The organism is Vagococcus penaei (assembly GCF_001998885.1).
Classification (GTDB): Bacteria; Bacillota; Bacilli; order Lactobacillales; family Vagococcaceae; genus Vagococcus; species Vagococcus penaei.
This window is the reverse complement of the sequence record NZ_CP019609.1, coordinates 1,623,311-1,643,248: the sequence shown is the minus strand read 5'-3', so window position 1 is coordinate 1,643,248 and position 19,938 is coordinate 1,623,311. Positions and strand designations below refer to the sequence as shown.

Genomic DNA, 19,938 nt, shown 5'->3' with positions numbered 1-19,938 from the left:
TATGATAATTTTAACCCCGTTTAAGAATTCTTCTTAAACGGGGTTTTTCTATGATTTGTTAGAAATTTACTCAACGATAAAAAAGAAAGCCGGTAGACCGAATATAACCAATCCACTAACCTTTTTATCTTTAGTGATTATTATTGTTGTGATATACAGCTAACGCCGCTTGTACACCCTGTCCAATATTAATCGGAACATTGAAATAAATAAGTGTCGCTTCCAGTGCTGATAAAACATGTAATACATTTTCTTGACGGCTACTAAAGCCCATGTTACCAATTCGCCAAACTTTTCCTGCTAACGGTCCAAATGATGACGCAATCTCAACACCAAAATCATTTAGCAACATATTTCTAACATCTTCACCATCTACATTTTTAGGAATGATAATTGGTGTTACGGTTGGTGTTTTCGTCGCTAATTCACCATAGATTGCTAATCCCATTGCCTTAAGTCCAGCTAAAATTGCTGCATCATTTAAGGCATGACGCGCTGCTCGTTCAGCTAATCCTTCGTTACAATAGAGACGCAATCCTTCATGTAATGCATATACCATACTTGTTGCCTCGGTATGATGATTAATCCGTTCTGGACTCCAATAGCGTTGCAATTGGGTTAAATCAAGATAATTACTCGAAATATGATTGGCATTTCTCTGATTAGCACCAAGTCCCAGTTCTTTTTGATAACGCTGATTAATCAAGTCTGCAACCCGAGGACTATAAGTTATCAATGACATCCCTGATGGCACACTCAAGCACTTTTGCGTACCTGCAATTGCCATATCTACTCCCCATTCATCAACTTTCACTTCCACACCAGAATAAGTTGCCACCATATCAACAACTAAATAATGTCCATGTTGTTGACAATAAGCGCCAACATTTGCTAAAGGTTGCATTTGACCATTTGCTGTTTCGCCATGAATCATAGCCACAACTTTCGGCTGATGAATTTGAATCGCTTCAATAATGGTTGTTTCATCAAAAACACTATTCCATTCTTTTTCTAATAAAATAATATCTGCTTGTGCTCGTTCACAAATTTCTACTAATAAATACGCAAATCGACCATACGCTGGAATCAGCACCTTGTCTCCTGGTTCAATCATAGCAATTAATGCAGCTTCTAAACCAGCACGGCTTGTACCATCAATCACAAAAGTTTGCTCATTTTTCGTCTGAAAAGTCGTCCGTAGCATTTCTTGAATCTCGTCCATAATTGTTAAAAAGGCTGGATCAAATTGACCTAAAATCGGTGTTCCCATTGCTCTTAGGACCGAAGGATAAGCTTCAACTGGTCCAGGTGTCATTATCGTTCTTATTGGATGATTAAATGGTTGTCTCATGATTATCTCTCCTTTAATATACATCTATTATCCATCAAATATAGTAAAAAGTTAACCTGATAAATCTGATAAAAAAATTTTTTCGTTGTGCATTTTGCACAAAGCGTGTTAGTTTACTACTTTTTGGTTATTAAAACCGATATAATGGTATTGAGTAAGGGAGGATCTTACATGAAAACATTAAAAACCATCTTATCAATTCCAAGATTTTCAGATTTGCGCTTATTAACAACTAATACTCTTAACGATACTATTGTGACAAATGTAGAAATCACTGAAACCCCTGATATTGCTAAATTTGTTTCTAGCCATACACTTATACTAACAACCGCAATGTATTACAAATCGAAAATTAATGAACTCACTTTTTTAATCGACTCATTAATCAATGTAAATTGTTCTGGTATCTGTATTAAAACTGGTCGTTTTATTAATAAAATACCCCAAGATATTATTGATTATGCTGCTGAAAAAGGATTGCCAATAATTGAAATCCCCTCAACTAAACCGTTGGGTGGTATTTTAAAAGACTTAAGTAGTTACTTAAACAATTCTAAAGAAGCCGAAATTAGTTACGCTCTGGATGTCCAAAAACAGTTCTCAACACTTTTATTAAATGATGCACCTTTACGGAATGTCATTAAAGAGCTTGGCAAAGCATTGCAGACACCTATTTTACTTGTCAATCCATTTATGGAACCAGTCGCGTTATCTGATAATTGGAAACAACCTGATTTAAAACCAAATGAAATTATTACTCAGTTAATTCGCCACCACTCATTTAACTATGAAAAAAATACTGAAGCTATTTTATCTGGAAATAATTCAGATCGAATTGAAACAGATGTTTATGTTATAAAGAGTCATACCTATTATCCATACTATTTAATTGTTTTGTCACCTGAAAAAATTCCTTATCCAGCATCTGAATTTGCAATTGAACAAGGATTAATGGTTCTTAGCTTCACACTCTTAAAAAACGATAAATTATATCATGCCGAAAAATTAAGAAAAAGTGATTATTTTGCGACTCTAATTGAACGTCAAAAAAAGAATGACTTTGACGAAAAGCTATGGTTAACCTATGAAACTAATTTCAATTTGGAGTTTTCTAAATTTTATCAGGTTATCTATGTAAAAGTAGAACAGAAAAATCTTGAATTACCGACCTCTAAAAAATTAGAGGAAAAAAGAAAATTAGCGTATGAATGGTTGGACGCTAAAGTCGAGCCTTATCTTCCAAAATCAATTGTATTTTTGGATAGAGCTAAAAATGGGACGCTTATTTTGATACAACAACCTGTCGAAGAAAGTAAATTAATCAGTATTCTGACAACACTTAATCAAGAGCTAAAATTAAAAACGGGAATTTCATTGCTTTTCAGCTGTGGTCGAGCCTATTCACATCTTGATGACCTATCAAAATCATTAACGGAAGCTGAAATCGTGATGAAAGATGCTATTACTAAAGGGACCAATAATAACATTACTATTTATCAACCAAAAGGTCTTCATTTATTATTAGATAGTATCGATAAAGACGAAGCCAATTATTTTTGTCTAGATACCTTAAAAACACTAACACATCCACAATCTGAAATGACCATGGAATTACGTAGAACATTAAAATGCTTTTTAGAAAACCAATGTGAATTCACAAAAACGGCAAATAAATTATTTATTCATCGAAATACCGTCAAATATCGAATTGATAATATTGAAGAAATTATTGGTGAAAAGATTGATACGCCAGAAAATAGTTTTAAATTACGTCTAGCTATTGAATTATCAGAATTAGATTAAGTTATATACAAGGAGTTTAATACTATGAAATTAGATAAATATTATACAAAAATTCACGGTGTCGATGTTGGTGCAACAATCTTTTTAGCACCTAATCGAGCGCTTGCTGATACACAGCCAACACTGTTTTATTTCCATGGTGGTGGTCTAATTTATGGTAGTCGTCTTGATTTACCACAAACTTACTTAAATCAATTACAAGCTGCTGGATTTGACTTAATTGCACTTGATTATCCTCTGATCCCAGAATGTCACTTAGATACCATTTTAAACTGTCTTATTTCTGGAATTAATTGGGGATTAGATGAACTGCAAACTCTGACATATAAGAAAAAAAACAACTATCTATTATTCGGTCGTTCAGCCGGTGCTTATTTAGCCCTCCTACTAAGTAGTTCACTCTATCAAGAACGACTTGATAGAAAACCATGTGGTGTTATTTCTTTTTACGGTTACTATTCATTATTAGATCGTGGCTTACTGTCACCAAGTTACTATTACCAGCAATATCCTACCTTACCTGATCAAATGATTTTACCATTAATTAAAAAAGAGCCCATCACTTCAGCTCCAATAGAGCAACGATTTCCACTTTATTTAGCTTATCGACAAACTGGAAAATGGGTGACTAATATTTTAGGTCCCAATTTAAATGCTACTGATTTTAGTTTAACTGATGACCAATTGGTAACACTTCCACCAGTATTTATTGCTGCCAGTACTGGTGATCAAGACGTCCCATTCCATTATTCAAAAGAACTTCACGATAAATTGCCAAACAGTCAATTTTATCAAGTGAATCAATTACCACATGATTTTGATCGAGATACGACTAACCCTGTTGGAAAAGATGCCTATCAAGCAATGATTAATTGGATAAATACACATGTATCATAAAAAAAGACGTTCATCATGCTAGTAATCATCAGCATGATGAACGTCTTTTTTGAGTTGAAACCTGTCACCTATAATTAAATTAATCTAACAAACTATTTTTAACCAACTACACGTGTACCTGCTCGACCTTCTAGTGCTTCAAGCGCATCATTTAATGAGCAAATAATCGCTGTTTTCCCTTGCTTAGCAAAATCAATACAAGCAGCCATTTTAGGCCCCATACTGCCATCTGAAAAATGTCCAGCATCGTAATAACTTTGAGCTTTTTCAACAGATAACTCGGTTAAACTCTCTTGATTTGGTTGACCATAATTAATATATACATTCGATACATCCGTTAAAATCATTAACACGTCTGCATCCACATCTTTCGATAACCGTAAAGCTGAGGAATCTTTATCAATTACAGCGGCTACACCTGATAATTGGCCAAATGCATCCCGAACCACTGGAATTCCTCCTCCACCAGTAGATATAACTAAGAATCCATGAGACATCATCATTTTAATTACATCTACTTCAACAATTGCTTTTGGCTCAGGGGAAGCAACTAAACGACGGTAACCACGTCCAGCATCTTCTCCCATTACCCAACCTTTTTCTTTCACTAATAAGTTACTTTCTTCTTCGGTAAAAAATGACCCAATTGGTTTTGTTGGGTGGCTAAACGCCTCGTCATTTGGATCCACTTCCGTCATTGTTAATACGGTAGCCACTTGCTTATTCGGTAAAACATTTTTTAAGGCTTCTTGCATCATATACCCAATGTAGCCTTGTGACTCCGCACTACATGCTGGCAACGGTTGAACTGGAACCTCAGACTGTGCTAATTCATTCTGACGTAAAATTTGACCTACTTGTGGTCCATTTCCATGAACAATAACCACATCATGTCCAGCATTGACGACATGGGCAATACTTTTAGAACTTGCTACCACATTAGCCTGTTGGATATCAAACTCACCTGCTTGACCTGGCTGTAAAATAGCATTACCTCCTAGTGCTAGTACGACTTTCTTCCCCATAAATAGCCTCCTTAAATTGTTTTAACTGACATAATCCATAAAAAATACCAGCGATTGTATCTCGACCTGATGTGTGACCTAATTCTGATAATTCATTCAAATAATAAGTTAAACGTTCCTTATCAGAAAGATGACATAAAACTTGGCAAATAGTAGACGTAAAATAACCTTGTGTCGCTGCTTCTAAATAGGCTAACGAAATATCTGTTGTTTGCTTATCTACTAACATTTTTTTTAAAACCACATGACTATCCTGTAATAAATATGTTTCTATCGTATCCACCGCTAACAAACCAATTATAAAATCATCACCTGATGGCGTTAATCCAGTGCCTCGACCAATTAAATAATGAATAAATTCTGTATCTGGCAATTGCTTTTGTATAATAGATGAAAAATCAATGCCAGTCCCTTCTAAAAACGAATGAAAAACAGGTGAGATCTCGTGTTGACTAAGTGACTGATTAATTAACTGTTTCAGTGACGTCTGCTTTGTTTTCGCATACGTTACATCAATTGTGACTGAATCCAAAATTAATTTCCCCTGATTATACGTAATCTTGCCTTGATTAAATGCTAATTTTGCTAACTTAAAGTCTAACTCGCGTAATTGAATGCTAAATGGGCTGAGTTGCTCAGCTACATAACCAATATGGATTAATTGTCCATCAATAGCGAGGTTAAAACTTTTATCAAAAAGACTATGATACGTTAACTCATGACAACCTTCTAAGCGAGTAGTCACGAGTTCACCAACAGCACGAGCATAAATCACCTGTTTTATCATCTTACTCTGCCATACCTAACTTTTCAGCATAAGCAGTAATAGCTTTTTCAAAACAAGTAATTGGCGGACGAACTGTCCCTGCACCAATTTGTCCAATACCAGCTTTTTTATGGGCAATTCCTGTATTAATCACTGGTGTAATACCTTTATCAACAACTAAACGTGCATCGATCCCTAAACAAATCCCTCTGAAATCCCATGTTGGTACTGGGAAGTTAGGATTTTGGCTAATACAAATATCAGACATTTCATTTGACGTATTTAAGGCATCATAAAAACCGCCTGTCCCAACAAACCGAGTAACCGCAGGTGCTGCTATCATCGCCATACCACCGACACCAAAGGTTTCTGTAATTGCTGAATCCCCAATATCTGTATTGGCATCATCACTTGTATAGCCTGCAAAATAAAGCCCTTGTGGTGTGTTAACTGGACCTGTGAACCATTGGTCTCCCATACCACTAATACGGATACCAAAGTCTTTTCCATTACGACACATAGCAGTAACAACAGTACCTTCTTGAATTTGACGTGCGCCATCCATTACAGCTTTAGATGCCGCCATCATAATATTTAAGAAAAATTGGTCAGTATCGGCTAAGAAGCGTGACACTTCAGCTTTTTCTCTTTCACTGATTGGTAAAGTTGTAATAATTGGACCAACCTCTTTATAGAAAGCTAATGACGCTGCAATATTTCGTTGGTGAAACTCATCACCCATAGCAATCGCTTTAGCAACTAATACATTAATATTTAAACCTTCTTCTAATGTCTGTAGCGCTTGACTTAGCACTGGACCTAAAACATCTTTCATCCAAGTTAAGCGAGTGATAACTTCTTCAGAATAAGCACCAAAACGTAACACTGCACCGATACCTTCATTCATCGTACAGTACGCACGGTTACCATCTGCTTTATTTTCAACGACAACAACGGGCATATTACCTGATGTAATCCCACCCATAGGCCCTACTGCATCATGATGATGACAGGGATCAAAAGCAATTTTACCAGAAGACAATAATTCGCGAGCTTCTGCTTCAGTTTCTGCCCAACCTTCAAATAACACAGCACCTACGCATGATCCTTGCATTGGGTCGGTCATATTCTCCCAAGTAATTGGAGGACCTGCATGTAATAACATCTGACCTTCTAATGCTGGAATAACTGATTTTGCTGGTACTACATCTAATAAAAATGGTGCAGATTGAATAATTTTATCAATGACGGCTTGATTTGCATCGTCAATTGTTTTAAATACCATGTTCTCTCCTCCTCGTTAGTTATCAAACTGATAGTTATCTAAGAAATACAAAACCTTCTGTAAAGCAACATTTCCACCAGCTGATGGTCGCCAATCAAATTGAACCACATCGGCATGATTATCTTTAATTGATTGGGTAAAACTTTGTAACCCAACATTTATAATACGCGGATTTTTCGTAACAAGTGTCATCATCGCCTCTGAGACATCCGGTAATACGGTTAAGCTACTTTCTAATTTAGATTGAATAGCTTTATCTAAGAACGTCAATTTATGTCCTACTTGATGTAAAGCTGTTTGAATTGCTTGAACATTATTGTCACAAACGATAACACCAATATCTTCTAAGATTTGACGTTGGTCAGCCATTCCTTGCAGGTCAGCATCTGTTCCAACTAAGACAGCGACAAAGTCAACATGACGTTTTTCTTTGGTAAGCCCTTCTTTAACGTCAAGAATTGCTGGTTTTAGCGCACTCGCCATATCTGGATGGGCACCATATCCTAAAACAACATCAAAGATAACAACACCAGTTTCTGGTTGGTTAATCACTGATTTCAATTTGTTAATGCGTATTTCTGGGTCAATCATTGGATGTGGTTTGCCTTTAGTGTACATGTCATCACCCAAATCAATTACTTCATGTTCATCTGTTTTTAGTGTAAAACCTTCAGGTGCTTTTAATGCTTCTAATTCAAGAGCATCTTTCAACAAGAAGGCTGCTTCATAAGCAAGTGTTCCTCCTGAATAATACCCACGAATACCACTTCCTGTTGGTCGATTAGTTAATTCTTTCACTGGAGCTGGAGTATAAGTAATCGCTTCTCCATTGATTAATTTTACACCTAACTGAGCCGCTTCCTCTAATGTATAAGCATGATATAGCCCTTCTTCATGAGTTGTTGGTTTTGTACCTAAGAAAAGCGTCACAACTGGTTTATCAATTTTCCGTAACACATTTAAGACTTTTTCTTCTACTTCTTTAGCTGGTGGTTTTGAAATAACAATAATGACCTCTGTTTCTGGGTTAGCATTTAGCGCCACAATACTATCAATCATCGAGATGGCACCCACTTCAGTTGATAAATCACGCCCACCTGTTCCGATAGCATTTGTTACCCCTAAACCTTGACGGTGAATTAGTGTTGTTACTTCTTGAATACCAGTTCCAGATGCACCAATCACGCCAATTGAACCTTTACGGATATTGTTAGTGAAAGCTAATGGAATACCGTGAACCACACCAGTTCCACAATCTGGACCCATGACAATTAATCCTTTTTCATGTGCTTTTTCTTTTAATCGTTTTTCATCTTCAATCGCTACATTATCACTAAAGACAAAGGCGTGTAAGTTATTGTTCAGAGCTTTTTCAATTTCCAATGCTGCATATTCACCTGGTACAGAAATTAATGCAACATTAGCATCTGGGTCTTTCTTTAAAGCTTTTTCCCAAGAATCAATTGTTTCTTCAACGGTACCTCCACCATCTTGCGTACTAGTCAGCTCATCTTCAATAAGTGCTAGGACAGCTTCTTTGGCATCGTTTGAACTTACCTCGAGCATAATTACCATATCATTCGATGATGCTTCTGATAGTTCTGGCGTGTCAAATCCACTCGCTTTGAATATGTCGATATTTGATGGCGTTCCCATCATAATGGATACACGTTCTACATCATCTAATTGATTTAATTTGCTTGTTAAAAGCATCAAAACCACTGAATCTTGGTAACTATTTTTTTAATAATCGTTTGAAGCATTGTATTCCCTCCAGTAATTTATTTTTCGGCAAATGCGTCTGACTGATCGTAACGATTCGAATGAACGACGTCACTAACTAAATAGTCATAGATATCTTGTGGAATCGGAATGCCGTTTTGTTCGTAAGATTGTTGCTTAATTTCAGATAATTCTCCTGGATAATAAACTTGATCAAAACCAGTTGCTGGAGGATTATCGTGTAACTCGTCAATCATTTGCGATAAATTTTGTTTAAACGTTGTTAAATCAGTAAAGTAACTTGGATTAATTAAAATAAATAATTGACCTAAGTTTCGCCCAGATGATAAATCAGCATACATAGATGACACGTGTTTACCAAAAGGCAAGCCTAATAATGAACCTGATAAGATATCAACCATCATCATCAAACCATATCCTTTAGGTCCAGATATAGGTAATAATCCATGAACTTTATGCGGATCCGTTGTCGGCTCACCTTTCGCATTAACCGCCCATGTATTCGGAATATCTAAATTTTTACTACGAGCATCTAAAATTTTCCCCCATGCTTGAACTGTTGTTGCCATATCAAAAATAATTGGTCTCTCACTCATTGTAGGGGCGCTAAATGCAATGGGATTAGTCCCAAAATAAGGTTCAGTTCCCCCATACGGAACGGCCATTGGATCTGACTGACAAACCGTTAATGCAACTAAATCCTCTCTTGCTGCTAAGTCAACATAGTAAGATAACATACCACTATGTCCCATCTGTGACACACCAACAACTGCGACACCAGTTTCTTTTGCCATATTAACTGCATGAGTTAGTGCTTCTTTTGCTGCCACATGTCCAATCGCATTATCCGCATGGAAAACACCAGTACTTGCACCTGTTTTCTCAAATGAAAATTCAGGTTCAAGTGTTGTTCCACCTTTTGCAATTCGTTCAGCATAGTATTCCACACGCACAGCTCCATGTGAATGTACACCACGTAAGTCAGCAAATGATAAGTGCTTTGCTACTTCTGCTGCGTGGGCAACTGGCAATCCAGCTTTTTCGAGCTTAGCTTGCATCAATGCCTGTAAATCACTTCTTGATAGATGAATCATTTCTTCAGTCATTTGTTGCACACCTCCTACTTTTTATAAATCAACGTCGCGATTACAATCTTTTGAATACAAATAGCTTAGTGGTGCATTACGTCCAACTGAATAGCACGCTTGTAAATTATAAGCACCCATAAAAATGTAATCACCTTTCTTCACTGGAATCCAATGATTATCTAAGTTATACATACCTTCTCCACTTAATAACAGAGCCCCATGTTCTTGATAATGTGTTTCAATGTATCCATGTGAGCCACCTGTTGCAAAACTTAAAATATGAAAGTTCATGTCAAAGGCTAAGTCAGTTGGTAATAACGTTTGAAAATCAACGTCTGTCATATCTTCATAATTTTCTCCTACAATGTTCGCAGAATTATTGACATAGGTATCCGTACTTAGACCCTCAACTTCTTGATAACGTTTTTTATATAAGAACGTTTCTGTTGCTTGTGTGCTTTTATTTTCAAAGGTTAATTTTTTAGTCGCTGGGACATAAATATAACCACCTGTTGTTAAACTAAATGTTTCAACACCATCACTGACTTCTAGTTCACCGTCTAATACATATAGAAAAGTTTCAATGCCATTCCCACCAAAACCTGCTGTATTACCTCCGCCTGGTAAGACACGACATAAATAATCAACAAAACTTGCCCCTAATTTTGGTGTACTCATAATCGTCAATTCACAGTTTTCAAAATTTGGTAACGTATTTTTAACTAGTCCTTGTGGTGGAATAATTGCAAAATTACCACGCTCCACGATTGCTCTTGATTGTAATACATCTGTCGGATACCCTAATTCATTTGTTCGATAACCCATATTTATAGCCTTCTTTCAATAATTTAATTTTTTTAGTCTTCATATGCTAATTTATATAACGAAGCAATTAATGCTTTAACACCCTCGGTTAAATCTTCTATTTTTGTTGCTTCAGCTGGGTTATGGCTAACCCCATTAATACTTGGAACAAAAAGCATCGCTGTAGGAACATGTTGAGCAAAAATTTGAGAATCATGCCCAGCACCACTATGCATCGTTAAGTAATTTAAATTAGACTCTTGGCAAGCTTGTTCTAGTACTGACACAATTTCTTCAGACATCGGTACTGGTGCTTCATTCATCCAATTATCTATTTCAATTTGTACGTCACACTCTGTGGCAATTGCTTTAAAACGTGACATCATATCATTGGTAAAATCCTCTAACACCTGACCGTCTGTATGACGACAGTCAACTGTGAAAAATGTTTTACCCGGTACAACGTTTACCGTATTAGGTGTCACAGCAATATGACCAACTGTTAAAACAAGTGGATCGCCTAATTCTTTGGCGCGGTCCATACTATCGCTGATCATTTTACTCATCGCATAAACGGTATCTTGACGATAACCCATAGGTGTCGTTCCTGCGTGATTTGATTGCCCAATCAAAGTGATATCGTAACGTTTCTGTCCTACGATATTATTCACAACTGCGACTTGTTTTTCTTTCTTTTCTAAAACATTTCCTTGTTCAATATGAATTTCAACAAAAGCTTTAATATCTTCTCTTGCTTGTTGTGACTCAGTTGGAAACGAAAAGCCAGCTTGCTCCATTGCTTCTGAGAATTGGATGCCATCTGCATCTTTCGCATACTTCAAATCATTAGGATTCACTAAACCAAAGATATTTTTACTTCCCCAAAAAGCAAAAGGGAAACGACTACCCTCTTCTTCTGCCATCGAAACAACCTCTAAAGTTCTTAACGGTGTCCCATAAGTTTCTTTTAGATAGTTAATGGCTAAATACCCTGCAACAATTCCAAATTGACCATCTAATGCACCACCGTTGACTACTGTATCAACGTGTGAGCCTGTTAAAATCGTCTCATTTGGATACTTGCTACCTTCCAAACGACCATAAAGATTTCCGACCTGATCAAAATGACTGCTTAAGCCTAACGTGGTAAATTTTTGTTTTAAGTCATGTTGAGCTTTCACCCAATTATCATCATAAAGTAGGCGAGTTGTCCCACCTTTTGAGTCTAACCCGATACTTGATAACCAAGTTACTTCTTGTTCAACTTTTTGTTGTAAGTCTGTCATGTGTTTCAACCTTCCCTTACTAATATTTGATTTTTTTGCGATTCACTAAAAAGAAGATTAGTGTTCCAATAATTAAAATACCTACTGATAAATAAAAAGCCGTAATTTTAGACCCTGTTTGGTCAGAAATCGCTCCTGTTAATGATGGCGCAATAACTGATGAACTCATTCCTAAAAAGTTAAAAACTCCTAGCGTTGTCGCTAAACCTTTTTTCGAAACATTCTCGCCTAACCAAGAAATAATGATTGGTTCAACAGCTACCTTACCAAAAAAGCCATATAAAACTAACCCAATCAATAAACCTGTTTTATTTTCACTCATTACAGTAAATGTTAGAGTAATCGCAGCCATAATCTCTAAGAAAACGACTAAACCAATTTTACGGTCACTATATTTATCCGCAAATCGACTAAAAATCAAAGCGCCTGGTACAGAAGAAATAAAAATCAATGAGGTAGCCAAACCAATTGTTGCTCCTGTAAAACCACGTTCTGTTTCTAAAAAGTTAGGTAACCAAGTGTTCACTAGATAATAAGCGTAACAAGTAGCAAAATAAACGGCATACGCTCCAAGCATTTTAGGCATAAATAATTTCTGTAATGTCATTTTTTCCTCAGTAGGAAAATTAGCAACATCGATTTTTGTCTTTTTCTCATCCTTATGAATAAATAAGAAAAAAACAATAATCATGATTATAATTGTTATTAGTGATGCGTATTCAATCACTTGCCATGGCATCTCACGCTGAGAGATAAAATAACTAGAGGCAATCATCCCAATTCCACTACCGATTGCTGTACCACAATTCACAATCGCTGTCGCTAAACTACGATGCTTCTTAGGCACATAATCATTAGTAAATGAAAACGCAACACCATAAAATGCCCCACTACCAATTCCGGCTAGAACGTTACCTAAATACATAAACTGCAATGAATTAGATGTTGCTAAAATAAGTGTTCCTAAAGCAAAAAGTGCAAATCCAGGAATTAGAATTGTTTTCTTTCCGTAACGGTCAACTAATATACCTGAAGGAATCTGCATTAGTACGTAACCTAGAAAGTAAAAACTAGAAATAGCACCAATTGCTGAATCACTTGCACCACCAAAATATGCACTTAATTGTGGATAAATCGGTGTGAGTGCTGTCCGGTTAAACCAGACAACAATCCAACCTAGTGTTGAAACAAGAACAATTTGTTTCCAATAAGGAGAGATAAGCAATCGTTTATTTTTTGTATCATTTGTCACTGTACTGATATCTCCTTTCTTTTAGAACCTACTATAAATCGAAGAAAACAGAACTGACAGTCAAGTTCTGTTTTCAAAAAAGCTATTTTTTGATGAACATTCCCACAGCTTCTTCAGTGACACCCGTTTCTTGTGAGTAAATTGTCTCACCGCGTAAAATCGTTTGAACGACTTGGGCACCAATTTCACGTCCAATATATGGACTAATTTTATTCTTGTACTCTAAATCTTCTGCTTTTAAGATGTAAGGTGCATTAGGTTTAATAAAGACAAAGTCCGCATCTTTTCCAATCGTAATTTCACCTTTATCATTTAAGTCATAGCGTTCTGCTGGACTCTTAGCGATAATTTCCGCAAAACGAGTCAAGCTCATGCCACGTTTTTGGACACCTTCATCAAACAGGACATCTACGTTATTTTGAACGCCTGAGATACCTCCCCATGCTTCAAATGCGTTTTCTTTGTCTTTTAAGTCTGGTGTACACGGAGAATGGTCAGATGTCACAAAATCTAAACCACCATTAATAACATATTCCCATAAACCATCTTGTTCTTTTTGATCACGAATTGGTGGTGAACATTTAACCACTGGTCCAATCTTATCTAACTCATCGGTTACGAAGTATAGATAGTGTGTACATGTTTCACATGTTACGTCAATTCCTTCTTGTTGTGCTTTTACTACTTCAGCCACTCCTTCTGCACAGGCAATGTGACAGATATGGATACGACAACCAGTTTCTTTGGCTAAGAAAATAGCACGACGAATTGGTTCTACTTCCGTAAAGACTGGACGTGTTGCTACATATGCTTTCAATGTTGTTTCACCATTTTGATAAGCAATTTCGCCTAATTTATCAGTGATATCTGGGTTTTCAGCATGGATTGCTAACACCTTACCCGTTTTAGCAATTTGTTTCATTCCTTCGTACAATGCATAGTCATCAACATTCATAAAGTCGCCATCAATTGTGCGATCACCACATGTTCCCATGAAACATTTATAAGCTGCAACACCGCCTTCAGCTAGCTCCTCAATTCCACCTTTAAGGTTAAATGGTACTAATCCACCAAATGATGCTACATCTGCGTATAATTTTCCTTCTCCTGCTGCATACTTGATGTCTAATGATTCTTTATCAACTGTTGCTGGAACTTGGTTCAATGGCATTTCCATAAAAGATGTAACGCCACCTTTAGCACAGGCTTTAGTACCCGTAATATAACCTTCCCATAAATCGCGATATCCACCACCAGGATCAGTAATATGAACATGTGCATCCACCATACCAGGACTAACAATTAAGCCATTGGCATCGAGTGTTTCTTTTGCTTCACCTAAGTTATTACCGATAGCGGCAATTTTACCGTCTTTAACAGCGATATCCGTTGTCACTTCTCCTGTTGCTAAAATCACTAAACCATTTTTAATGAGTAAATCATATAACATATTATTCCCTCCAACTATTTATTGTTTATTTTAATTAATTTTGAATACTTTGGCGCTTTAATACTAAATAGATGACAAATGATAAGCCACATCCTACAAGGAATGATAAACTTGAAATAATGTGTAAACTTGGAATAAATTGACCTAACATTGACACAACAAGAGCGATAATTGTTGCGATGTACGCTGGCTTGTTCACACCATAATACTGGTTATTCTTATTATCTTTTGTATCATCCATATAAAGTTGATTTAAATCAATTTTTTGTTTCGCTACGAAATAGTACTGTGCTAACATAACCCCAATAACTGGACCTAAAACAGCACCAATCATATTTAAGAAAGTAAAGATACTTTCTGAATTCTCCATTAATTTCCATGGCATAATAATGTAACTGATAATCCCTGCAATCACAACACCTTTACGATAGTTGATTTTTTTAGGGAATAGTGCAGCTAATTGATACGCTGCTGGCACAATATTTCCAGTGGCATTCGTTGAAATCGTTGTCATTAATAACACTACAATACATAACATCACAACTGGTAAACTATCCCACTTATTCACAATATTTAAGACATTCCACTCTTCAATTCCGTAATGAATCGAACCACCGATTAAAATAAATACACTTGAGAATGCAAAGATAACATAGGCAACAAGTAAACTAGCTGTTTGACCAAATTTTTGATCTCTTTCAGACTTAGCATTTTGTGTAAAGTCGGCTACGCTTGCACCAGGTCCTGCCCAAACGGCTAAAACAGAGTTAATAATCATAAAATAGACAAGAATTGCCGAATTATTTTGAACACTCTCAACTGGTGGTCGATATGCTAGGATATTACCGATACCACCACCAACAATGACTGCCCAAATAGCCATACCGATAAAGACGACATAGATTAATGGATTAAGAATGGCTGTAAATTTATTTAAGATTGCTCCTCCACCTAATCCAATGGCTACATTAATGGCCCAGAAAATAGTAAATGCTATCAAACCAGGTAAGCCAATTCCAAAGAAATTAAAATCGCCACCTAATGTTAAAAAGCCCGGCCAAATTTTTCCAATTAAAATCAATAATGCTAACGATGCAGTAAAGTTTTGTAAACCAAACCACGCAATTGCGGCAATAACGCCACGTAAGAACCCAGGTAATTTAGCTCCTTTATTACCATATGTTGCTCTAAGGTGCATCGAAAACGGAATACCATACTTAGCTCCTGCTTTACCATTAAAGACCATTAATGCAGCAACGGCTAAACTACTTAAAATGATAGCAAAAATAATATTGATAGGTGACAGACCTAAAAATAGGAATCCGCCTACTGCTGTGTAATTTGGAATATTATGTACTGAACCCATCCATAGGGTAAAATAATTTTTCCAACTCATGTTCCGTTTATCTTGTGTTTTTGGCAATAAATCCTCGTTGTAACCCCTTAACTTCATTTGATCAACTTCTTGTTGGGTTACATCAATACGATTATTATTGTTAAGCGAAAAATCTTCTTGCCGTACGTCCATGTTATCCTCCTCTAAACAATCTTCTTAGGCAGCTGCTGCTTATGGACTAATATTACACAAATTTTGAAACGCTTTCATCGTGACATATGACAATTAATTGTACTTTATTGTGCACTTTGAATAACTCCTTTTTTGAACATATAAATACTTGTTATACAACGTTTATTATCATCATAAATCTGCTGATATGACTAGCTGACATTAAATCATTTTAATTATTAGCTAAAATAAATGCATAATCTTCTTGATTAGTATGTGAAAATATTATTTAATTATTATGTCATAATTTTCTTATCTTTTACACATTTTAATTATTCTTTATATAAAAAAGCTAGTTAACGTGACTCACGCTAACTAGCTTCAACAAATCTATCAATCAATCATTTCTTGCGAACTGGCTTTTAAACCAACAAGCAATAAAATCACTGTCATAAAAATTAATAAATACAAGGACAATTGCCAACTATTCGTTTGGTCATGTAATAAACCAAATAAGAATGGACCAACGGCTGCTAATAAATAACCAACTGATTGTGCCATACCAGAAAGTTCCGCCGCTTGATTTGCATCTCGTGTTCTCAAGTTGAAAAATAACATTGCTAAACTGAAAGCCATACCTCCAGCCAATCCAATACTCATAATTGATAACGTAATAATTAAGGACTGAGAATTCATCAATCCAATAATTCCAAGCATAAATAAACTAAAAGTCACTAATACATAGCCACGTTGATTCGCTTTTTTTTCAGCTAAAATGGGGACAATAAAAGTGATTGGTAGCAAAGTGAATTGTAAAAGTGACAGCATACCTCCTGCTTTCGCCGCAGAAATTCCTTGACTAACTAGCATTTCTGGTAACCAAGCAACTAAGATATAAAAAATAAATGATTGTATTCCCATAAATAAAGTCACGCTCCACGCTAACTTCGAATGCCAAATCGTCGGCTTCACTTGACGTAACTCTGTTACCGTTGGACGATCAGTACGTGATAATTGTGGTAACCAACTAATAAGGGCTACCAATGCTAAAATAGCCCACAACGATAATGCGACATTCCAACGAAAACCAAAACTTTCAACTAATGGTACGCTAATTCCTGATGCAATGGCCCCACTTAAATTCATACTAACGGAAAAAATACCTGTCACTAAACCGCTCTTTTGACTGAACTCCTTTTTAATAATACTTGGAATTAGGACATTACAAATCGCAATCCCACAACCAATGATTGTTGTACCAATGAATAATGTCACAATACTTGGGATTGAGCGAATTCCCAATCCTAATATTAAAATGATTAATGCACTTAAAATTGTTCGTTCACTAGTGATTTTTTTAGCTAACTTTGGTGCAATTGGTGATACAACTGCAAAAGCTACTAAAGGAATTGTTGTGATTAAGCCCGATTGCCCACCTGACAATTCTAAATCCTGGCTAATAATTCCAATTAACGGTCCAACAGAAGTGATTGGAGCCCGCAACATACTTGAAACAAATATAATACCAACTAATAAACTAATAGTTATTTTTCTTTCCATTTTTTACCCACCCTAAACAAAAATACATAATATAATATATGATAACATATATTATATTATGTATTCCGATATTTTACAATAATTGTCAACCAAACATCCTGCTGTGTGATATTTTGATACTTATGCGCAACGCTCGCATCAAAATTGATACTATCAAATGTTTGTAAATCATAGCTTGTCTTGCCGACTGTCAATTTTAGCTGTCCTTGCATGACGGTGATAATTTCAATAGATTGTTCAAATTGTTTCGGCATTTCATAACTTGAATTAGCTTTTAGGCACACTCGAAATACGTCAAAATCTGATTCTTGATACACTGGTTGAACTAACCATCCCTGAACTAAGTCACTTAAAAAATAATGTTCATCCAATTTTGACACAGTTACTTGATGATTGGCATAGTTTAATAACTGTGACAAATTAACTTGTAGCGCCACAGATAATTTCCAAAGAACATTGATTGTTGGATTAGAACGATTATTTTCAATGTTACTAATAGTAATACCACTTACATCTGCTAACTTTGCTAGTTGCTCAATTGTTAGCTGTCTCTCTTTTCGTAATCGCCTCAGGGTCTGAGCTAACTCACTAATTAAATCATCATCTCCTTTAATCATCTAAAAACCTCCTTATCCTCTATATCTAGTAGTTAACTATTCAATGACTAGCTTAATTATAATTGATTCACATGAGGAATCCTATTGCTTTAGTGAATTCAACGAAATTAAAGACTTCTTTACAATTAACTCATGAAAAATTCACTTATTTTCATGATAATCATGCTAAAATGAAGATGGATTTATTGTCGATAAATGAAGGAGATGATCGCATGGCAAAAAATCGGGTCGTGGCTCCTTTTCTAAAGCCAATCGCCATTTTGACCATATCTGTTGGGATTTCCACTACAACAGCTGTCTTTGATAGCCAAAGCTATAAAGCACCTAAATCAAATAAAACCGAACAAACGGTATCAACAACGCAACCTTCAGATAACTTAAAAAAAGAAGAAGATCAAGTCACTGGAGACACTGGAAATCAATCAAATGATACAACTCAGCAATCAAATAATAACCGAAATAATACAGAAACAACAACTAATACGTCTGGAAGTAACACACCAGAAACAACTGGAACACAAGAAATACCTAAAAAAGATGATACGACCACTAGCAATACTAATGGAACACAAAATAATAATAATGGAAATGCTGAAAATAATGGGGATGCCTTCTTGGAAGAAGAAACCAATCAAAACAATGCCAATAAAACGACACAAAAAGAGACTCCTGACAAACAACAAAAAGAAGCAGGTGGTAACTAATGGAAGCTTTATTAGCCTTGGTTTTTACGAATATTAGCAAATTTTTAAATTATTTAAATATCAATCCGCGCTTACAAAATAAAATTTTCACAGTAGCTGGTGTTTTTCCAACACTTTATATTTTACGAATTGTTAAGGGATATTATGCTAATAAAAATTACTGGCAAAGTGCTGTTTATCTTATTATTTTTATTATCTTGATGTATTTTATCATTATTAACTTTATTTATTATTTCCGTGATAAAAAAGTTAAATGGGATGTGACTAATTTTATTGAAGATATCGTACCTGAAGATGTCACATTTAATGGTGATGCTCCAACTAATCCTGCGAGTACACCTGTCATTCATGGTGAAAAATTAGCTCTTGATTTAGTTGATGAGGCGGATATGATACTTGAAGACATTATTCAAAAACTAATTGATTCAAAACAAATTGCCCATAATGAATTATCAGTTGATACTTACTTTCTAGACAAATACACACTTATACCATACTATAAAATTCGCTATGGTGAGCTATTTATCGGGTCAAGTTACAAAGATATGCAAAAAATTGCAACAATTCACTTAAAAGAAAATGCTGATGATCTTGTACCACTTGGAGTTTTTGTTCTAGGTGGTCCTTATAAAAAAGATGGTATAATTTACAAAGAACCTTATGCTATTCAATTACGTGTAAAAGAGGCAGATAAAATCAATGCCACAGAATCAGAGCCAACCACTAGTGATACAACAATTGCAAATAATAAAAATGACACTAACGATAATCACTAAAAAAATCCTAAGTCTAAGATTAGA

Annotated in this window: 16 protein-coding genes and 1 pseudogene; 4 read left to right on the top strand and 13 right to left on the bottom strand. The window is 35.6% G+C overall.

Translation table 11 applies throughout. From position 1 onward, the window contains the following. Positions 1 to 130: 130 nt before the first annotated feature. Positions 131 to 1,351 (bottom strand): pyridoxal-phosphate-dependent aminotransferase family protein, encoded by a 1,221-nt coding sequence (locus BW732_RS07845; protein WP_077276226.1) that lies wholly within the window; start codon positions 1,349 to 1,351, stop codon positions 131 to 133. Positions 1,352 to 1,522: 171 nt separating this feature from the next. Here BW732_RS07845 and BW732_RS07840 point away from each other — a divergent pair, with 171 nt between their 5' ends. Then, entirely contained in the window at positions 1,523 to 3,154 is a 1,632-nt protein-coding gene (locus BW732_RS07840) for a PucR family transcriptional regulator (RefSeq protein WP_161485537.1), read from the top strand. A 24-nt stretch (positions 3,155 to 3,178) separates the two neighbouring features. Next, the gene (locus BW732_RS07835) at positions 3,179 to 4,051 is read left to right on the top strand and encodes an alpha/beta hydrolase (RefSeq protein WP_077276224.1); all 873 of its coding nucleotides are present in this window, start codon (positions 3,179 to 3,181) and stop codon (positions 4,049 to 4,051) included. Positions 4,052 to 4,149: 98 nt separating this feature from the next. Here BW732_RS07835 and arcC read toward each other — a convergent pair whose 3' ends face one another. From arcC to BW732_RS07775, 12 genes and pseudogenes are all read right to left on the bottom strand, one after another. Then, positions 4,150 to 5,076, bottom strand: coding sequence for a carbamate kinase (gene arcC / locus BW732_RS07830; protein ID WP_077276223.1), 927 nt, complete (start codon positions 5,074 to 5,076; stop codon positions 4,150 to 4,152). Continuing rightward, positions 5,042 to 5,863: an oxamate carbamoyltransferase subunit AllH family protein gene (locus BW732_RS07825; protein ID WP_077276222.1), complete on the bottom strand. Its 822-nt coding sequence runs from the start codon at positions 5,861 to 5,863 to the stop codon at positions 5,042 to 5,044. The genes arcC and BW732_RS07825 overlap by 35 nt, the downstream gene beginning before the upstream one ends. Before the next feature lies 1 nt (position 5,864). After that, a complete protein-coding gene (locus BW732_RS07820; protein WP_077276221.1) occupies positions 5,865 to 7,127 on the bottom strand; it encodes a YlbE family protein in 1,263 nt (420 codons plus the stop codon). A gap of 15 nt (positions 7,128 to 7,142) precedes the next feature. Beyond that, positions 7,143 to 8,890, bottom strand: a pseudogene (gene fdrA / locus BW732_RS07815) (acyl-CoA synthetase FdrA). A gap of 18 nt (positions 8,891 to 8,908) precedes the next feature. Further along, a complete protein-coding gene (gene allD, locus BW732_RS07810) occupies positions 8,909 to 9,976 on the bottom strand; it encodes an ureidoglycolate dehydrogenase (protein ID WP_126844268.1) in 1,068 nt (355 codons plus the stop codon). Between the two features lie 21 nt (positions 9,977 to 9,997). Further along, positions 9,998 to 10,783, bottom strand: a complete 786-nt coding sequence (gene allE / locus BW732_RS07805; RefSeq protein WP_077276220.1) for a (S)-ureidoglycine aminohydrolase — start codon at positions 10,781 to 10,783, stop codon at positions 9,998 to 10,000. 32 nt (positions 10,784 to 10,815) lie between these two features. Then, a complete protein-coding gene (gene allC, locus BW732_RS07800; RefSeq protein WP_126844266.1) occupies positions 10,816 to 12,048 on the bottom strand; it encodes an allantoate deiminase in 1,233 nt (410 codons plus the stop codon). A gap of 19 nt (positions 12,049 to 12,067) precedes the next feature. Beyond that, a complete protein-coding gene (locus BW732_RS07795; protein ID WP_077276218.1) occupies positions 12,068 to 13,300 on the bottom strand; it encodes an MFS transporter in 1,233 nt (410 codons plus the stop codon). A gap of 82 nt (positions 13,301 to 13,382) precedes the next feature. Beyond that, the gene (gene allB, locus BW732_RS07790; RefSeq protein ID WP_077276217.1) at positions 13,383 to 14,750 is read right to left on the bottom strand and encodes an allantoinase AllB; all 1,368 of its coding nucleotides are present in this window, start codon (positions 14,748 to 14,750) and stop codon (positions 13,383 to 13,385) included. Positions 14,751 to 14,784: 34 nt separating this feature from the next. Then, positions 14,785 to 16,278 carry an allantoin permease gene (gene allW, locus BW732_RS07785; RefSeq protein ID WP_077276216.1) on the bottom strand — a complete coding sequence of 498 codons (1,494 nt, stop codon included), beginning with the start codon at positions 16,276 to 16,278 and terminating at the stop codon, positions 14,785 to 14,787. Positions 16,279 to 16,650: 372 nt separating this feature from the next. Beyond that, positions 16,651 to 17,817 carry a CynX/NimT family MFS transporter gene (locus BW732_RS07780; RefSeq protein ID WP_077276215.1) on the bottom strand — a complete coding sequence of 389 codons (1,167 nt, stop codon included), beginning with the start codon at positions 17,815 to 17,817 and terminating at the stop codon, positions 16,651 to 16,653. A gap of 56 nt (positions 17,818 to 17,873) precedes the next feature. After that, positions 17,874 to 18,434, bottom strand: coding sequence for a helix-turn-helix domain-containing protein (locus BW732_RS07775; RefSeq protein ID WP_077276214.1), 561 nt, complete (start codon positions 18,432 to 18,434; stop codon positions 17,874 to 17,876). Positions 18,435 to 18,646: 212 nt separating this feature from the next. Between BW732_RS07775 and BW732_RS07770 the strand changes: the two genes are divergently transcribed. After that, entirely contained in the window at positions 18,647 to 19,138 is a 492-nt protein-coding gene (locus BW732_RS07770; RefSeq protein ID WP_126844262.1) for a hypothetical protein, read from the top strand. Then, complete coding sequence (locus BW732_RS07765) at positions 19,138 to 19,914, top strand: DUF6681 family protein (protein WP_077276212.1); 777 nt, start codon at positions 19,138 to 19,140, stop codon at positions 19,912 to 19,914. The genes BW732_RS07770 and BW732_RS07765 overlap by 1 nt, the downstream gene beginning before the upstream one ends. Positions 19,915 to 19,938 lie beyond the last annotated feature (24 nt).